10 protein-coding genes are annotated in these 17,169 nt (G+C 57.7%); 6 read left to right on the top strand and 4 right to left on the bottom strand.

Annotation, left to right across the window (positions count from 1 at the left end):
* Positions 1-23: 23 nt before the first annotated feature.
* From AKL27_RS17090 to kefF, 3 genes are all read right to left on the bottom strand, one after another.
* Positions 24-4,199 carry a dermonecrotic toxin domain-containing protein gene (locus AKL27_RS17090; RefSeq protein ID WP_198156000.1) on the bottom strand — a complete coding sequence of 1,392 codons (4,176 nt, stop codon included), beginning with the start codon at positions 4,197-4,199 and terminating at the stop codon, positions 24-26.
* 538 nt (positions 4,200-4,737) lie between these two features.
* On the bottom strand, positions 4,738-6,537 hold the full coding sequence (kefC, locus tag AKL27_RS17095; protein WP_050464067.1) for a glutathione-regulated potassium-efflux system protein KefC: 1,800 nt from the start codon (positions 6,535-6,537) through the stop codon (positions 4,738-4,740).
* 18 nt (positions 6,538-6,555) lie between these two features.
* On the bottom strand, positions 6,556-7,122 hold the full coding sequence (gene kefF, locus AKL27_RS17100) for a glutathione-regulated potassium-efflux system oxidoreductase KefF (protein WP_050464068.1): 567 nt from the start codon (positions 7,120-7,122) through the stop codon (positions 6,556-6,558).
* 199 nt (positions 7,123-7,321) lie between these two features.
* Between kefF and AKL27_RS17105 the strand changes: the two genes are divergently transcribed.
* Positions 7,322-8,323, top strand: a complete 1,002-nt coding sequence (locus tag AKL27_RS17105; RefSeq protein ID WP_050464069.1) for a gamma-glutamyl-gamma-aminobutyrate hydrolase family protein — start codon at positions 7,322-7,324, stop codon at positions 8,321-8,323.
* An 18-nt stretch (positions 8,324-8,341) separates the two neighbouring features.
* Here AKL27_RS17105 and AKL27_RS17110 read toward each other — a convergent pair whose 3' ends face one another.
* A complete protein-coding gene (locus AKL27_RS17110) occupies positions 8,342-12,337 on the bottom strand; it encodes a dermonecrotic toxin domain-containing protein (RefSeq protein ID WP_050464070.1) in 3,996 nt (1,331 codons plus the stop codon).
* A 782-nt stretch (positions 12,338-13,119) separates the two neighbouring features.
* On the opposite strand from AKL27_RS17110, the gene AKL27_RS17120 reads away from it, so the two are divergent.
* The 5 genes from AKL27_RS17120 (at position 13,120) to AKL27_RS17140 (ending at position 17,115) form a co-directional block, all read left to right on the top strand.
* A complete protein-coding gene (locus AKL27_RS17120) occupies positions 13,120-13,425 on the top strand; it encodes a DUF883 family protein (protein WP_050464072.1) in 306 nt (101 codons plus the stop codon).
* A gap of 14 nt (positions 13,426-13,439) precedes the next feature.
* The gene (locus tag AKL27_RS17125; protein WP_157056972.1) at positions 13,440-13,832 is read left to right on the top strand and encodes a phage holin family protein; all 393 of its coding nucleotides are present in this window, start codon (positions 13,440-13,442) and stop codon (positions 13,830-13,832) included.
* Between the two features lie 11 nt (positions 13,833-13,843).
* Positions 13,844-14,230, top strand: coding sequence for a hypothetical protein (locus tag AKL27_RS17130; protein WP_050464073.1), 387 nt, complete (start codon positions 13,844-13,846; stop codon positions 14,228-14,230).
* Positions 14,231-14,285: 55 nt separating this feature from the next.
* Complete coding sequence (locus AKL27_RS17135) at positions 14,286-14,942, top strand: OmpA family protein (RefSeq protein ID WP_050464074.1); 657 nt, start codon at positions 14,286-14,288, stop codon at positions 14,940-14,942.
* Positions 14,943-15,216: 274 nt separating this feature from the next.
* Positions 15,217-17,115 (top strand): dermonecrotic toxin domain-containing protein, encoded by a 1,899-nt coding sequence (locus AKL27_RS17140; RefSeq protein ID WP_050464075.1) that lies wholly within the window; start codon positions 15,217-15,219, stop codon positions 17,113-17,115.
* Positions 17,116-17,169: the final 54 nt, after the last annotated feature.

The raw sequence follows: 17,169 nt of genomic DNA on the forward strand, positions 1-17,169 counted from the left end.
GGTCAAGCGGGAACCGGCGATGGTCAGTTTTCTTTCCAGCTGTGTGCATTCCCCGGCAGGTTGATCCGGTTCAACACGAGACGTTCGCTCGCCCATTCTTCGATCTGACTTTGCAGCCGGTCCGGAATGTCGATACTGATGTTGTTGGACAGTTTGAGCGCCTCGCGAAGCTGTCGCATAGCGGGCAATTGCTCGCCGATGACATGATCAAACATGGCGGGACCTGTCACCTGCGAAATCCGCTGCATGTAATTCGACAATTCCGCGCTGGAATGCGTACTCTCGCGGGGTCTGGCGACCGTATACAGATCACTGTTTTGCAGATAGCGCCGGTAGCTTTCCTCTGAGATGGCATTCAGCGTCGGATTGTTTTTTTGCGTGCCGAAGATGTTGGTGCCGTACTGCCCGTCCATGCCCAGCACGTCCATGGTTTGCGGCGTGTCCAGAACCAGGCCGTCGGGCGTGGTCGCAAGTTCGCTGTCGCCGGGTGCTTGCAGCAGTTTGTCGTCCAGATCCATATACAGACCGCCTTCATGAAACATCAGCCGATAGCGCAAGACGTCGGCAGCGGAGGCATTATTGGCGGCAATTCCGCCATTGCCGTTGAGTGCCGCCTGGTATTGTGAAAAATATCTTCCATCGTGTTCGGTCCGGAATTTTTGGTAAAACGCACTCGATTCCAGTGTTTCGACCGCGACATGCGGCGCCTTGTCGCGCAGCAATTGCAGATTCCTGCGGTAGGCTACAGGGTTGTGGTTGGAGAGATAAAGGGTGGTCTGGTATTTTTTGCCAGGCGTTGCGCCGCCCGCGTTGTGCTGAAGATTGTCAGCGCGTTCCGGCGCTGCGATGACGGCGTTGCGTTCCAGATTCGCCACCAGCGCCGGCCGCAGAGATCCGCTGCCGGTCCAGATGCCGCGGATGACGGTGGGAATCGGCGCGGTGTTGACGGGAGCCGTGACATCCAGCGGCAATTTCAGATTGATGCCAAGCAAGCGCAAGGTCGCGCTGCGTTCGGCGTCGCTCACCGGCCGCTCAGGATCGGTCAATCGCTGCAGCGTATTGTTCTTGATGACATAGTAGGAATCGGCATCGCCGGTCTGCAAGTCGTTCTGGATTTTGCGGAAGGCATTCTTTTCCAGATCGAATGTCAGGTCATATTCCCGACTGCCGATGTTTGCGGCGTAAAAGGTCCTGCCGTGCAATTGGTTTTTCTTGATCAGAACAGATGCATTGTCGGTCATCATGGTTGTCGGGGTGACCGCCGACGTCATGGACGCCGTTGCGGATGCGCCCGGCCGGGGCGGCACGCCGGGTTCGCGGGCAGAGCCGCCACCGCCGCTGAGCGGAGCAATTTTTTTCCAGACGTTATTACTGTCAGCAATACCGTGACCGGCGGCCTTGAGTTGACCGGGATGCAGTTGATCCCAGGTGAACAGGTCGCGATAGCTGGCAATGTTGTTTTTGGTATTCCAGTAGAAATAAGGCTGTCCCTGGATTTGCACGGCGCTCATGCCGGCCGGGGCAGCGGGAGATTTGGGGCCGGCGGCAGGTGGTACCGGGATACTGTTTGCCGTGCCTGCCGCAGGATGTTTCGCTGGCCGCGAGGGATACAGATGTTGATTCGTACTGACTACAAGGCGGCCGACGCCATCGGATAACACGTTCAGCGCCAGGCTGATGCCGTTGATAAACCCGGCCAGCGCTTCGTCGCTATCACCGCGTACGCGTGCCGCATTGGCGCTGTGCAGGGCATGACCGAGGCGTATCAGCGACAGCGGGACCGATAATTTGAGCGGCAACAGAATGCCGGCGATATCCAGCGCGTGACTGATCTTGTCCCATCTGGCCTGGCGGTCAGCCTCGTCATTGTCAGTGGTGCGGGTCTCGGCATCGTCAATGATGTGCGCCACGCCAGTGCGGTAAGACACCTGCAGAAAGTTGCCGTCGACTGCTTCGCTTCTGACCCGGGGTGCGTCAACACCGGCTTGCAGCATGCGGTCAATTTCGTTTTGCCGGCTGCGTTCAATGCGTTCGCGCAGATATTCACGCATCTCGGACCGGTTGATGAAGTCATCGACCATTTGCGTACGGTTTGCATACTCGCGCAGATTCTTGCCGTCGGGAGCGTCGGGGGTATACAAAACAATTTTCGGTGTACCAACACGGGAATTGATTTCGACGCGCGTCATGCCGCTGCTGAGAGTGACCGGCGGCGGCGTCCCGAACAGCAAGATGCCGTTGAGCGTGCTGCGGTCGATTTGCAGATGCTGGGCATAAACAGAACGCTGGTTGATTTGCAGCGGCGTGGTTGTCATTGTTGATCGTACCCATTGTGCGGCATCGGCTGTGATGTCGCCGCGAATCCGGGCCTCACGCACATCGAGTTGCAGCCGGGCGCGGGAAAAGTCGACATAGGCTTTTTCGCGCGCCTTGCCCTCGGGCGAATCAAGCAGACGGGATTGCAGGAATTCCTTATAGCGCTGGCCGATATTGGCGGCGCGGATGATGCGTGTGAGATAGGCTTGCGTCAGTTGTGGCAACGCCGTTCCGCCACGGGTCTTGACCGGCAGTTCATTGCCCCAGTTTTGATCGAGCATGCGGGTATTGGCCAGCGCCAGTTCAGTCAGTGTTGAGTGGGTTGGCACTTTTTCCGTTTGTCTGGCGCGCGGCGGCGCCGGCAAATCACCGCGCGAGGTATAGGCCATCAATAATTCGTGGGTAGTGACGATAACCTGATCGGGGTCGACTTCCAGTTTGAGATCGTTGCGGATCTGTTCGCGCAGGTGGTCGCGTGCATAACGGGTCAAAAATCCGGGATCGAGATACTGATGCATGCCGGGAAAGCCGCTGCCCTGAATTTTCAGCGCGGCATTGCGATAGTGTGTGAGTTCTTTGAACCACGCTTCTTTGTCACTGGCGCTGGCCGGCGCCAGGAATTGTTGCAGCAACAATTGTTCGCGTTGGTGCCGCATACCACTCAGATCGAAGGTTGCCGCCAGCGTATCGGTCGGCGTTGTTGTCCTGGTGGCGGCAAGCACGTTCGTGATGTCTTGTATTTTTTGATTCAGCAAGGATTGCATCAGTCTGGTCCACTCCGGTCCGGAAATTTCCTCATAGCGAAACGGGCTGACTGCGGCATCAAGCGCATTGTCGATGTTGGCAGCGCGTTCACGTCGGTCGCGGGCTACGTGCATAAGCAAGAGGTCGCGCTGGGCGGTGGTGTCGAACAGTTGTTGCAGGGCTTCCGTGTACGCGGCTGACGATTCGAATTTCATCAGGCCCTGGCCGGGAATGACCAGCAACACCGGGCCGGAAGTGGTGTCCGGTGTTTCACTGGGCCTTTGCGTCAGCACCAGAACGCCGGCGAAGGGAATGTGGTCGGTACCGTCCTGCAGTGACAGTGAGAAACTGCCGGGCTGCATGGTGGCGCGTACCGGATCGGTCAGATAGGTCAGCCATTGTTCGTCGGCGCTGCCCAGCGTGCCATCCCCGATGCGTAATTGCGCTTCTGCCAGACGTTGCTGCCCATAGAAGCCGGATAGCCGGATGGCAGGTGTTTGTCCGTGGAGCGCGGCGTTTGCGGTGTTCCAGAAGTCTCGCAATGCTTGCCGGTAATTGCGGTGGTGTGCGTCCGGATCAGCTTGTTCTCGCAGGATTTTTTCGAACGCAAGCAAGTGTTGCGAACCCTTCATGCCGGCAATTTCATTGCTGCCCCTGACGTCGTTGGCGCTGCGAAAAAATCTGGTTCTGCTTTGGTTGTAGGTGGTGTCGGCGGGATAGTCGATGCTGGCTTGAGACAGGGCTTGTGACAATGTCTGCGACAGCGAGGTGGTGACGATATTGTCTTGCTCGACGTATTGCGTGATGTAGATCTGATCGGGATTGAATGGGCGAGGTACCGCCGGGAATGCCTGTTCCAGCCGGGCCCGGAATGCCGCCGCCGCAACCGTTTGAGGATCGGGCTGAAGGCGTAGCAGACGCGTGATCTCAGCGTCGGATCTGGCCAGCCGTTCCGGTGGCGGCAACAGCCGCCAGTCCGCCAGGGAGGTAGTGCCGGTGCCGCTGGTGGCCGTGACCCGGGGGCCGATAATATGGCGGATGACCGCGCCGGAGATATTGCCGACGGCGGCGAGCCCGGCGCTCAGCGAATCTTTTTTATCGTCCTCAGCGCCGCTGAATTCACCGGCGTTGCGTGGCAAACGGATTTTCGGCTGGGGATAACACGCCGCCTCCCCGGTTTGCACGCTTGCTAGCGGTGACAAGCTGACGCAGCTTGCGACGTCAGACGGTGCTTGTGAAGGTTGCGGAACGTGCGTGCCTGACAGGCTGACGCAGCGCGCTTCGCCGATGTTCGTTTGCTTGAAATGATGCTGTAGTTGACCGCCGGCGGTCCCGTCTATTTGACTCATGGCAAACATCACTCCGGTAATGGCAGAATGACGTTGATGCCGTGAACAGCGCAATGGTTCAATACAAACGGCGTCGAATTCGCATCACTGTTGTTGAATATTAACCATCAGTCAAGTAGATCGTTTTACAAATCTGGTGGTGGTTAAGTGGCGCTCGTTTTTTTGCCCGTGTTCACCGGAGAAGCCCCGATGGGATTGCCGGAAGTCGATCTGATTGCCTGAGGCAGCGGATGCATGTCGGTTAAGCGTGCGCTAACAAGATGTGCAAAAAATCTGCGCCGCCCGGCCGATATTTTTCCTGGCCGGATAGCGCAACAGAACACCGGCATCAATCCCAATGCGGTTGTTTTTCTTTTTCCATGGCGTCGTTATCGTGCGCGAACATGGCTTCCAGTTCCTCGCGCGCCTGAGTCGCCATCGATACCATTTGCGCCTGATCCTTGTAATGCGGATAGAGCGCGTTGAGGGTCTTGATGTTGTGCGCCCGGAATTTCATCGCGGCCTGACGCGCGGCGTAAGCGCCGAAGTCCAGTTGACGCAACACTTGCTGCCCCATTTGCAGCGCGCTTTCGAAAGTTTCCCGTTCGAGAATGGTGACGCCGCGGTCCATCAGGTCATACAAGTGGGTAATGTTGCGCGCACGGGCCGCGATGGTGAGGTCGGGAAAGGCATGTCTGACCGCATCCACCAGACGCAGGGACTCGTCGACATCATCAATTGCAATCACCAGCAAACGCGCTTCGGCAGCACCGGCAGTGCGCAACAGATCGATGCGGGTGGCGTCGCCGTAAAATACCTTGAAGCCGAATTTGCGCAGCAATTCGATTTGCTCAGGATCGTGATCGAGCACGGTCATGCCGATGCCATTGGCGTGCAGCAGCCGGCCAATGATCTGACCGAAGCGGCCGAAGCCGGCAATGATGACCGGATGATCCTGCGGTGTCATGGCATCGTCCGGCGGCTGACTGGCGGCATCCAGACGCGGCGCCAGAACGCGGTCGTAGAGCAGCAACAGCAAGGGTGTGATCACCATCGATAAGGCCACTACCACCACCAGAATCGACGAGATGCGCGGCGACAGCACATTCGCACTGGCAGCGGCGCCGAAGACCACGAACGCGAACTCACCGCCCTGCGATAACAGAAAGGCGAAGAACAATTGCTGTTTGGGCGGCAGACCGAAGCACTTGGCCAGCGCGTACATGACGCCGATCTTGATCAGCAGGAAGCCGCTGACCAGTCCAATGATCAGCCACGGTTGCGCCAGAAAGATGCCGAAGTCGACCGACATGCCGACGGCGATGAAGAATAGCCCGAGCAATAATCCCTTGAACGGTTCGATATCGCTTTCGAGTGCATGGCGATATTCCGAATCGGCCAGCAGCACCCCGGCCAGAAAGGTGCCGAGCGCCATCGACATGCCCACCCATTGCATCAGCAAACAAGTGGCGATGACCAGCAACAGGGAAAAGGCGGTGAAGATTTCCCGCATGTTGGTCTTGGCGATGATGCGCAACACCGGACGAATCAGATAGCGGCCGCCGAAAATCAGCAGCGCCACCACGGCCACCACTTTGCCCGCATGCAACCAACCCTGGCCGCTGCCTTGAACTGCCGCCACACCGAGCAAGGGGACTGCGGCCATCATCGGAATCGCGGCGATGTCTTGAAACAGCAAGATCGAAAAACCGGCAGCGCCGGCCGGCGTCGCATTCAGTTTGCGTTCGCCGAGTGTGGCCAATGCAATCGCAGTAGAAGACAGTGACAGGCCGAGCGCGGAGATGAGCGCGACTTTCCAGTCGATGCCGCAGGCCACGGCGGCGGCCAGCAACGCAATGCTGACCGCCGCCACCTGCGCGCTGCCCCAGCCGAAAATGCGCCGCCGCAGTGACCACAAGCGTTTCGGTTCCAGTTCCAGGCCGATCAGAAACAGCAGCAACACCACGCCGAATTCGGAGAAGTGAAGAATGTGCTCTACTTCGGTAATCAGTTCCAGGCCCCACGGACCGATCACGATACCGGCCAGCAGATAGCCGAGCACGGCGCCGAGCCCGAGGCGTTTTGCCAGCGGCACGGCGGCGACCGCCGCCAGCAGGTAGATCAGGAGATTCAGCAGTTGGTGGTCCATGGTGGCGGCTTTGGCGGGTTAGCGTGACAGGATGGCGGGCGCCAACGGTGAGTGCGGATAGGCTTGCAGCATGGCACGGTAGTGCGCAACGTGCTGTTTCAGTTCATCATCGCTGACATGATGGGCGCCATGCAGCAACAAGGGCGGCAGCCAGCGCATGCCGCACAGGCGCGCGGTTTGTTCATAGGGCGGCAGGAAATCGGCAAACGGATGACCGTGGTGGCCCTGTTCCTGATAAGCATCGGCGCCGCCGCCGGTAGTGGCGACCAGCAAGAAGTCTTTGCCTTGCAGGGCATTACCGCCGGGACCGAAGGCCCAGCCGCGCTGCAAAACCATATCGATCCATTCCTTTTGCAGCGAGGGCATACTGTACCAATGGATGGGGTGCTGCAGGATCACCAGGTCGGCCTGTTGTAATTGTGTCTGTTCGTAAGCGATATCAATATGAAAATCGGGATACATTTCGTACAGGTCATGAATCCGTACCTGAGGCAGATCAGCGACTGCCGCGATCAGGCGCCGGTTGGCACGGGAGCGGTTTGCAGCCGGATGGGCATAGAGAATGAGAATGCAGGGGGAGGTCATGTCTCGCGTCAATCCTGGCTGAAAATAAAATATTGTGGAACATAAGGTCGAATGTCGCAGTCTGCCTTTGCAACAGGGGCGTGTCAAAAGCAATTCACACGTTTATACTCGGCAACACAGAGTTGCAAGGCAGTCATCAGACTGCTGCATTTGACAGCCGTAGCCGATCAATAGATACATCCACTACCAATTGACGCCAATGTCCGATATCAGCGATTCCCAGGCCAACCAGCCAGACTCTCCATCACCATCTTCATCTGCGGCATCTGCCCAGGCGTCGTCTGCAGCATCGGCGGCAGCGCCGGAGCAACATGTGCCGCCGGCCGGCCGCACGCCGCTGGTCAGCGATACGCCGTGGGCGCAAACCTGGAAACTGATCGGCGCCCGCTTCCGTGCGCTGTCAGACAAAGCCGGACGCCGCATCATGCAGCGCACGCTCAAGATCGGCATTTCAGCCCGCATCTTTCATCCCGAAAGCGGGGCCAAAGGCTTGCGCAGCAAGACGCTCCAATATCTGGAGGAATCGATTGCGCAATGGGTCATGTCACGCGATGTGCTGGTGTTCATGATTCCCACCGTCAATACCAATGGCTTGGTGCATCCGAGTAATATCCGTTTGCGCGATTACGCCAAGCACCTGGATGGCCTGGTATTACAGGGCGGCGCCGATGTCTCGCCGCAAAGCTACGCCGAGGCGGCCACACGGCCGGAATGGAGTGGTGATCGTGTGCGCGACATGTATGAATTGGAGCTGCTGCATGAGTTTGTCGAAGCCGGCAAACCGGTGCTGGGCATTTGCCGTGGCTGCCAACTGATCAATGTCGCCTTCGGCGGCACGCTGTATCAGGACATTGCATCCGATGTGCCGACCGCGATTGCCCACGTCAACGATCTGTACGACAGCAATTACCACGAACTCAGTTTTCCGCCCGGGTCGACGCTGGCATCGCTGCTCAATGTGAAGAATGCCACCGTCAATTCGATTCACCATCAGGCCGTCAAGGATCTGGGACGCGATCTGGCGATTGAAGCCGTGTCCGGTCCCGATAACATCGTCGAAGCCATTCGCTATCGCAAGGCGCCGTTTGTGATGGGCTTGCAGTGGCATCCGGAATTCCATCGTGCCGGTGGTCCGGCCCTGCTTGACTGCATGCCAATTCTGGATGGCTTTCTGCGGGCGGCGCGGGAAACCCGGTTCTGAGCGGAATTTCTGCTGCTGTTATCGGTTGTGGGTCCAGGAATGTGCATTGCCGGTCCGATGAATCCTGTTCAGCGGCAGCAGCTTTTGCTCCCACATATTGATTTGAGCATGCATCTCCGGACTGATCTGGCAGTGGTCGCGCAATTTGATGGCTTCGCGAATCTGTCGCATGGCAGGTAGTCTGTCGCCGATGACATGGTCAAATACATCAGGTCCGGTGATGTAGGAGATATCCTGCATGTATTGATGAAAACGTGCCAGTTGCTGTGCATAGGTGTCTGACGCGGTCCGATCGAAACGGCCGGCCGGCGGTGCGGGTTTTACCGGCCGTTGATTTGTATAAACGGATTTTTTTTCCAGATAGCGCCGGTAGCTTTCTTCCGAGACGGCCTCCAGCGTGGGATTCTTTGCCCGGGTACCGAAGACGCTGTTGTTGTATTGCGTATCCAGTTTCAACGTGTTGTGTGATAGCGGCGACGACAATGCCAGCCCGTCGCCGGCAGTTTTGAGGACGCCGGGAAGTGCGGTCAAGGTGTCGTCGGTATCGATATAGAGACCGCCTTCACGAAACAGAAGCCGATAGCGGATCACATCTGCGGCCGAGGCAAAATTGGAGTTGCCGGGTTTGCCAAGGGCGGCCTGATATTGTTCGAAGTATTTGCTTTGTTCGAATTCACGGTAGAACGGACTGTGTTCCAGTGTAGTTGGCCCGATGTGTGGCGCCAGCAAACCCAGATTGCGTCTGTTGCTGGCGAATACTGCCGGGTCACTGTTGGAAAGATAGAGGTGGCTGCTGTAGCCGGACCCTGCCGCGATCAGGGCGTTGCTCTCAAGGTTTTTCAGGATGGTGTCAGGTATCACCTTGTTGCCCACCCATATGCTGTAAATATTCTTCGGAATGGCTTGCAGGCTTGATGCCCGTGGTGCGGCAAAGTTCAGCGGCAATTCGAGGTCAATGCCCATGGCGCGCAAGCTTGCTTCGCGCTGCACGTCGGTAATGACACGGGCGGCACCGGCCAGCTTTGTCATCCCCGTTTCACCGGGTACGTAGAGCTCACTCTGATCGAATGTTTCGCCAAATGTTTCGACGCCATCAAGCACGCCAAATGCATTTTTCTGAAAGTCGTATTCGACTGACATTTTTCTGCCCTGGATTTCGGCGTTCCACGATGTACCCTGCACCGGATCGTGTTCTTTCCGCACGACGTTGCTCACCCAGGGATCGGGAGCAATTCTGCTCGGGCTGATGCTGCTGTATGGATTATCACCAGCGACGCGGCTGGACCCGCCGCCGCCGGCCAATGACAACTTGCGCCACGTCTGGTTCGCGTCGGGCGCGCCGTAGCCGGCCGATTTAAGCTGGCCGGAATGCAGCGGGTCCCAGGCAAACAGGTCGCGGTAAGTGTTGGTGTTTTTGCTGGAATGCCAGTAGAAGTAGGTCTGACCGTCAATTTTCACACTGGCCATGCCATTGGGGGCGTGGAGTGATGCCGGCGCTGTCTTGGTTGTCGGCGATGGCTTGTGCGTGACTGCTGCGCGGGCAGCGGATGATGCCGCCCGGGACGCAGGTACGTGCAATTTTGGCGCCGCGGTGAGCGCAGCTGTGGCGGCGTTTCCCAAATGATTGAGACCGGAAAAGATTTCTTCCAGTGCCATGTCGTTGTTGCCGCGTTGACGCTCCTGATGAGCGTTGTAGAAAGCATAGGTGGCGCGCCCCAATGACAAGGGTATCGCCACCACCGGGGGCAGGAAAATGCCGGCGATATCCAGCGTGGTATTGAATTTGTTCCACCGGGCCTGACGCTCGATATCGGCATTGCTGGTGCTGCGGACAGCGGCATCGGCAAGGATGCGCCCGGCCTGACGACGATAACAGGCGTTCAGGAAATCCTCGGGCATGAGGGTGTCGGTTACCTGGGCTTCAGCGACGCCGCCGGTCAGTAATATTTTCAGCTGGCCCTGACGACCAGGATCTGCCTGTCGCCACAGATAGTCGCGCATGGCAGGTGCGTTGATGAAATCCTGATTCATCTGTGCGCGGTTGGCATATTCGCGCAGGCGTTTGCCGTCTGGCGCTGCTGGCGTATAGACAACCACCCTGGCGGCAGCCTGGTTTGGAATGTAGGGGGCAGAAGACATTGCCGGTCCGGAATGCGGGTGGAATGCAGGCGGTGGTGCAAAGATCAGAATGTCATTCAGCGGGATATCGTTGATACGCAAATCCCGTGGTTGTACGGTTTTGACATTGACGGTTTGTGGATTGACGCGGGCCCGCGTAGCGGTCAGCGCAGCATGTACCCAGTGCATGGCTGGTGCTGAAATTTCGTTGCCTATCCTGGCTTCGCGCGCATCGAGTTGCAATCGTGCTTGCATAAATGCCGCGTAAGCCTGTGCTCTGGCCCTGGCTTCCGGAGAATCCAGCAGATGTGACTGCAATAATTCCTGGTAATGCCGGCTGATGTCCAATGCACGGACGGTATCTGTCAGATATTGGTGTGTCAGTGCCGGCAGTGGTTGCCCCAGTGTATTTGTGACAGTGATTTTCTTTTGATAAGACTGATCAAGTGGCGTGGTATTGGCCAGCGCCAGCGCTGTGAGTGTCATCGTCGAGGTGCGCTCTTCCGTACAGGTGTGGACGTAAGGTTGCGTTTGGGCTGTGCGTTCATAGGTGGTGACCTTGATCTGATCGGGATCGATATCGAGTTGCAAATCCTGCCTGATTCGTTCCTGTACTTTGGTGCGGGCGTACCGGTTCAGGAAATCCGGAGCGAGATACTGTCGCATGTCAGGCAGGCCGCTGGTCTGGGTGTTGTGCAATGCGACCTGGTATTGCGTCAGTTCTTCGGTCCATTTGCTGCGGTCAGCAGCACTGGCGTTCTGCAGAAACTGATCTACCTGTTGTTGCAGACGCTCCTGTATCGTGCCCTGGATGTCAAACATGGCCTGCACAGTTTGTGCCGCATCGGGCGCCAGCCGTTGCCGGCCGGCATAGGTAATATCGCGCACTTGCTGATTCAGAAGGGATTGAATGCTATCGGGCAGGGCATGTTCGCGGGCGACCGCAACATAAGCAAAGGGCGAGGCCGCCCTCACGCTATTGTCGATCCCGGCGGCGCGTTGCCGGTCTTCGCGCGCGACAAAATTGAGCAAGATGTCGCGCTGTTCCTTGAAATCGAATATTTGTTGCAAGGTTCTCTTGTAGATGTTGGACGAAGCAAATTCCATGATCGGCTGGCCGGGTATCATCAGCATCACCGGGCCGGTCGTCGCCGCCGGTGACTCATCGGGGCTGCGTGTGAATACGACAATGCCGGAAAACGGAATGTCGCCGGCTTCGTCTTGCAGTCTCAGCGTAAAACTGGCTGGCGTCGGTTTGTCGTTGCCGTCCATCAGCCAGCGCGCCACCGGCACGGCAGGCGCGCCTTCGGTGGTTCTCAGCTTCTGTTCGATCAGACGCTGAGTGGCATATTTCTCGGTGAGCCATGCCGCAGGTGTCTTGCCCTGACCGAGAGTGGTGTCGGGGCGATGCCAGAATCGTTCAAATGCCTTTCGATAATTGCGCGTGGCTTGATTGATGCTGTTTTCCAGAATTTTTTCAAAAGCGACGAGGTGAGATGCGCCGGCGGCCATTCCCGGAACTGTCTGCGCCGGATTGGCATTATCCCGGGAATAAAAGAAGCCGGTTCTGGAGACGGTGTAGGTGGGCGTCGAGCCGTTGGCCAGTGCCGTCTGCAATACCTCCGTGAGCGTATGCGATGCAATTGGGATGCGGATGCCGATCCGGCCATGGTCCGGCAGCTCGAGCTCTTCTTCCTCATATTCCGTTATATAAATGAGATCGGGGTCAAGTGGCCCGGGCGCACGGGGAAATGCGGCCTGCAACGCCGCCAGATAGGCTTGCTTCGTCATGCGCTGAAAATCCGGCTGGCGTTGCAGCAGACGGGCTATTTCCTGATGCGTATCGCGCAGCTGTGCGCCCGGCAGCGCCGCAGACCGCGTTTGTGCAGCGACCATATCGATGCTGCGGACAGGGCGCCGTGGCGGTGAAGTGTAGATACGGCTGTGCTCCGGTTTGGCAACAGAGGGCGGTAACCCCGACAAGTTACCGGCCGATGCAAACGCGGCGCACACCGGTTGTTGCTGTGACGCATCGCCGGTTGGCGGAAGGGAGGATTGCTGCCGTGCTTGGCGCAGGGCCGGTCGGGACAGGAGATTATCGGTCGAGCTGCAAGCGGGAGGGATTCTGATCATGGCAAGAGTCCAAAGCAAGTTGGTCCCAGGTGGACATTGCCGCAAAGAAAATAGTTTCATTTTGACAATTTTGCATGATGGTGTGCGAGATGCGGTTGAATCATTTCACCGGTGTTGATGCCTCATTCCTGATCGGATGCAATGTGCCTGATTGCTGTAGGCACAGATTTTTTTTGTACGGTGATGCTGCGCGGAGCGGCTACTGTCGCTGCCCCGCGCGATACGCCAGTCATCATGGCGTGGCTTCGTTTTCGGCACGACATTGGGGGCGGGTGCGGGACCGGGCGCCCCGACGATTTTGCGAATCATGCCGATGGCTTTGCCTGTAGCGTCGTGGCAGTGTATAAAGACAGTGTCAGCGCGCAGCGGTGTAATTTCGACAAGTTCATGCGTTTCCTGAAACTTATGCGCGAGAAACTCATCGAAACTAGCCGGTGCCGTCTGGTATCGGCATAGCGAATGCACTGCTGCCTCATTCTGGTCCGATGGTGCTTCAGGTTTGACTTCAGTCAAAGCCGGTGTATTTATTTAATAGGAGAATCCTCATGACAAAGTCTGCCCTTAAAACAGTGAGAAACGATATGAAAACTCTGGTCAAAGATGCACAAGAGCTGTTCCGCGAAGCCGCTTCGGCAACCGGCGACAAAGCCGACGAGCTGCGCAACAAAGGACTGACATTGCTGGAAGCTGCAGTGGAAACTGCGCAGAATGCACACACTGCCGCCATCGAGAAGGGCAAGGTCGTCGCCGCTCGCACTGATGATTACGTACATGAAAATCCATGGCGTGCCGTGGCCATTTCAGCCGGACTCGGCTTGCTGGTCGGCCTCGTCATCGGTCGCAGCAAATAAGTACCCCGCAGACGATGGAACATAAGCATCCTCAGTCTGAGTCTGGCAATCCCGGCCTGGTGGCCGGATTGCTGGGCATCACCCGCAACCTGCTGGCATTGATCATCAACCGCATTGAACTGGCCGCGCTGGAATTTTCCGAAATCGGCGCCAATCTGGTTCGTTTCGTGGTGATGTTCTCGCTGGCAATCGTCGCCTTGTGGTTTGCCGTCGCATTCTGGACGGTGCTGCTGGTCTTTCTCGCCTGGGAATCGTGGGGCTGGAAAATTCTGTTTTTGTTCGGCGCATTGTTTACTGCCATCGCCGGGATTCTGGCCTGGCAGGCAAGAGCATTGCTGCAAAAAGAAAAACTGGCGCTGCCGGCCACCATGGCGGAGTTGCGTAAAGACCGCGATGCCTTGCTGTAAATGAGGAAAGCATGACGCAAGATCACAAATCCGAAATGACGACAGAAGAACGCAAGCGCTTGCTGCTGGCAGAAGGTGCCTTGCTGCGGATCGGCATCATGGATGCGCGCAGCGTTGTGCGCGGCAATCTGAATCCCGAGTCGCTGGCAAAAGGCGCACTCAACCGTGTTGTCGGCGCTGCCTATTCGACCTTCGGCGGCGCATTTTCGGGCGGCAACCTGCAGGCCTTGTCACCGTTGCTGATTGGTGGGGTATCCCTGTTGACCAAGCGTTATCTGCGCAAGCCGCTCATGTATGGCAGTGTGATCAGCGCTGTCGCCAGCCTTGCGTATTATCTGAGCAAAAAAAAGAAGCGGCCCGACAGCGATGCTGATGCATCCGTGCCGGACGGTGAATGAAAAAAATCAATACAGGCACGCTGCTCGGGCGGTACGTGTCGCGAAAGGAAATATCATGCGTAAATTGATGACCGTCGGCGCACTGGCGCTGACACTGGCAGCCACCGGCTGTGCCGACATGTCTGCCACTCAACGTGGCACGGCCACCGGTGCCGGCATCGGCGCCGGTCTGGGCGGCATCCTCGGTGCGGCCACCGGTGGTGGCGGTGGCGGTCGTGCAGTTGGCGGTGCGGCCATCGGCGGCGCGCTTGGCGCGGTCATCGGCAACGTCTGGTCTACCCGCATGGAAAACCAGAAACGTGCGATGGAGCAGGCAACCGCCGGCACCGGCGTGCAGGTGACCCAGACTGCGGATAATCGCCTGAAGCTGGAAATCCCGAGCGATATTTCTTTTGATACCGGCCGCGCCGACATCAAGCCGAATTTCCGTCCGGTGCTCGATAAATTCGCGACGACGCTCAATGACAATCCGGCGACCACGGTCACCATCGTCGGTCATACCGACAGTACCGGCAGCGATGCGATCAATAATCCTTTGTCGATGGAACGCGCCAGCCGCACACGCGATTACCTGAGCGCCCGCGGCGTCAATGGCAACCGCTTCCGGGTGGAAGGACATGGTTCCCACGAGCCGCTCGTGGACAACAACACGGAAGCCAACCGCGCGCGCAATCGCCGGGTCGAGATTTTCGTCGCTGAACCACAGCGTTGAGCGGGCGGGCACCACGCCCGCACGTTGCTTCAATGTAGTGTGAGTCGATCCGGATCAGCGCAGTCTGATTGCCGCTGATCCGATTGACTGCAGCGCTGCACACTATTGCCCTGTTCGCATTTCGCCATCCAGTCGCACTCTTTTTTGCAGTGCGCCAAGACCGCCAGCCAGCTTTCGTCTGAGCCTGGAATCACTCGAAGTTCATCCATAGTCATACCAATGCTGATCGCCGTCGGTCATCGTTACTGCATTTTTATCAGCGAGAGGGTTCGTCATGATCAAAGCAGAGCGCAGTATTGCTGCGTCAAATGATGTGCTGTCGGCCGCCGTTGTGCCGTCGGATGAGTTTGTGCACGGGAGTCACGACACTTCTGCGGTGGTCAGGATAGCCGGTGTTGGTGATGGTACTGATCCGGTATTGATGACGGGACTGCAAGATCCGACCTACGCTACCTCGATCGCCCGGGCCAGAGAGCAGATCCGGGTCAGGCGCTCAGCTGCCTCGCCCCCGCAACAGGTCGCAGCATCAGTAACACCGCCTGCGGTTGCCGGGCGCTTTCCGGACCGGATCAGCAACAGCGTGCTGCATGTGACGTCGCGCGACAAGTTGCCGGGCAGTGCGAACGAGCAGGAACAACTTTGGGCTATACGGCAGAATCGTCTGGAGGCAATCGCGCTGACGCGCAATTTCCCGCAGCCGACGGCAGTTGCAGCACGCTGGTTGCGACAACATATCAAAGATCTTTACGGACAGGATGTCGACCCCGATACATGCCATCTGGTCCGTTTCAAGGAGGGTTCACTGACCAGCAATTCCCAAGGCATTCCGGATGCTGCCTGTACCCTGAGTGAAGTCGCGGCTTCCGGTGCCGATGGTGTCAGAGGCTGGAAAAGTTGCGACATCGCAGAACTCAACAGCAAATTCGGCATATATAAACACAATCGACCGGAAGCCGCTTACGACATGCGGCAGCAGATTCCTCTGCAGGCCAGCGAATTGAAGGATTTGTTGCGTGGCTATGATCGCAACCTTGAGTATGAGCACGCGGTGAAGATTTTCTGGGAGCAGCACCGGGCGGATTACCGGCGTCTGCTTGCCGACAGTTTCAACGTCTCACTGATGCAGCAGCATCGGGATGGCAAACTGTCGGAGAGCAGCTTCAATCTGATACAGCAGTCATTGCAGAATGCCGGTTTTCAGGGGCAGGTATTCAGCTTCGATCTGGCGGGTAACCGGGCTGCCGATATGCTGCGTTTCAGGATTCCGGAAACCAATCGCGTCGTCCTGTACATGCCGGGGCAGCAATACCCTTTTCACGAGTTCAACAGCGAAGGGAAACTGCGCGAATGGGTAGCGGCCCTGGCCACCAGCAAGAGCGGACGGGAACAGATCGGCAGCCATTTTTCGAGCATGCAGCGCGAGCTGCACGGCGTTAATGCATTCCTTAAGCGGCTGGCAGAGACTCCGCTTGAGCGCAAAAAAATCAATCAGATCGACCGCTTCGGTACTTCCGGCATCATGCACGACTTTTTGCCGCGCCTTGTCTTGTGGGGCGTGGAGAAATCTCTGCAAGATGCCCAGTTCGGTATTGCCCGCCTCGGTTCCGGCAATGACCAGCAACAGGCCGCATCGGTGTTGGCGCCATTGCTGGCGGCGCCCGACAGTCGTACCGCGCGGACGGCCTTGACGGTACTGGCCAGCCAATCCATGGCGCAGGAGTTTGATACATTTCTGGAACACGCCAGCGCCAGGGGACTGCGCAAGAACAAGCTCAATGCGGTGCTCGGTGCATTCTCGGTCCCGCAGGTTGAAGATCCGGTGCAGATCCGCAAGCGACTGGAGCGCATTGAACACCGTATGGCGCGGGTCGATGAGGCTTATCGCAACGTGGCGCTGCAACTGCAGGCGGTGTTCAAGCCGGGGCCGCACACCATGTCGATGCGCTCAGCGCGGGCGGCGCAGTGGGCACTGAAACAAGCGCATGCCTTGCAGGAAATCGGTATTCCCGGATACCGCAATATCTCGGCACCGGCATGGTCGGAGGCAATTCGTCAGATGAAACAAACGGGAGTTTCCGCAGGCAAGCTCGATATCCGGACGCTCGCCGATCAGGCATTTTTGCTGAACCAGATTCCGCAGCATCTGTGGGGCGAGGCGACAAATGACGTCTGAACCTTGTGCTGTGCAGCGATCAGGCGAGGAAGTATTCGCGGCAGATAAAAAAAA

The organism is Herbaspirillum autotrophicum (assembly GCF_001189915.1).
In the GTDB taxonomy this organism is placed as follows: Bacteria; Pseudomonadota; Gammaproteobacteria; order Burkholderiales; family Burkholderiaceae_D; genus Herbaspirillum; species Herbaspirillum autotrophicum.

What these genes read in the sequence shown, in the direction of transcription:
- kefC (WP_050464067.1), bottom strand. Translation starts at nt 6,537, where the DNA reads ATGGACCACCAACTGCTGAATCTCCTGATCTACCTGCTGGCGGCGGTC.
- AKL27_RS17135 (WP_050464074.1), top strand. Translation starts at nt 14,286, where the DNA reads ATGCGTAAATTGATGACCGTCGGCGCACTGGCGCTGACACTGGCAGCC.
- AKL27_RS17105 (WP_050464069.1), top strand. Translation starts at nt 7,322, where the DNA reads ATGTCCGATATCAGCGATTCCCAGGCCAACCAGCCAGACTCTCCATCA.
- AKL27_RS17140 (WP_050464075.1), top strand. Translation starts at nt 15,217, where the DNA reads ATGATCAAAGCAGAGCGCAGTATTGCTGCGTCAAATGATGTGCTGTCG.
- kefF (WP_050464068.1), bottom strand. Translation starts at nt 7,122, where the DNA reads ATGACCTCCCCCTGCATTCTCATTCTCTATGCCCATCCGGCTGCAAAC.
- AKL27_RS17125 (WP_157056972.1), top strand. Translation starts at nt 13,440, where the DNA reads ATGGAACATAAGCATCCTCAGTCTGAGTCTGGCAATCCCGGCCTGGTG.
- AKL27_RS17120 (WP_050464072.1), top strand. Translation starts at nt 13,120, where the DNA reads ATGACAAAGTCTGCCCTTAAAACAGTGAGAAACGATATGAAAACTCTG.
- AKL27_RS17110 (WP_050464070.1), bottom strand. Translation starts at nt 12,337, where the DNA reads ATGGTCGCTGCACAAACGCGGTCTGCGGCGCTGCCGGGCGCACAGCTG.
- AKL27_RS17130 (WP_050464073.1), top strand. Translation starts at nt 13,844, where the DNA reads ATGACGCAAGATCACAAATCCGAAATGACGACAGAAGAACGCAAGCGC.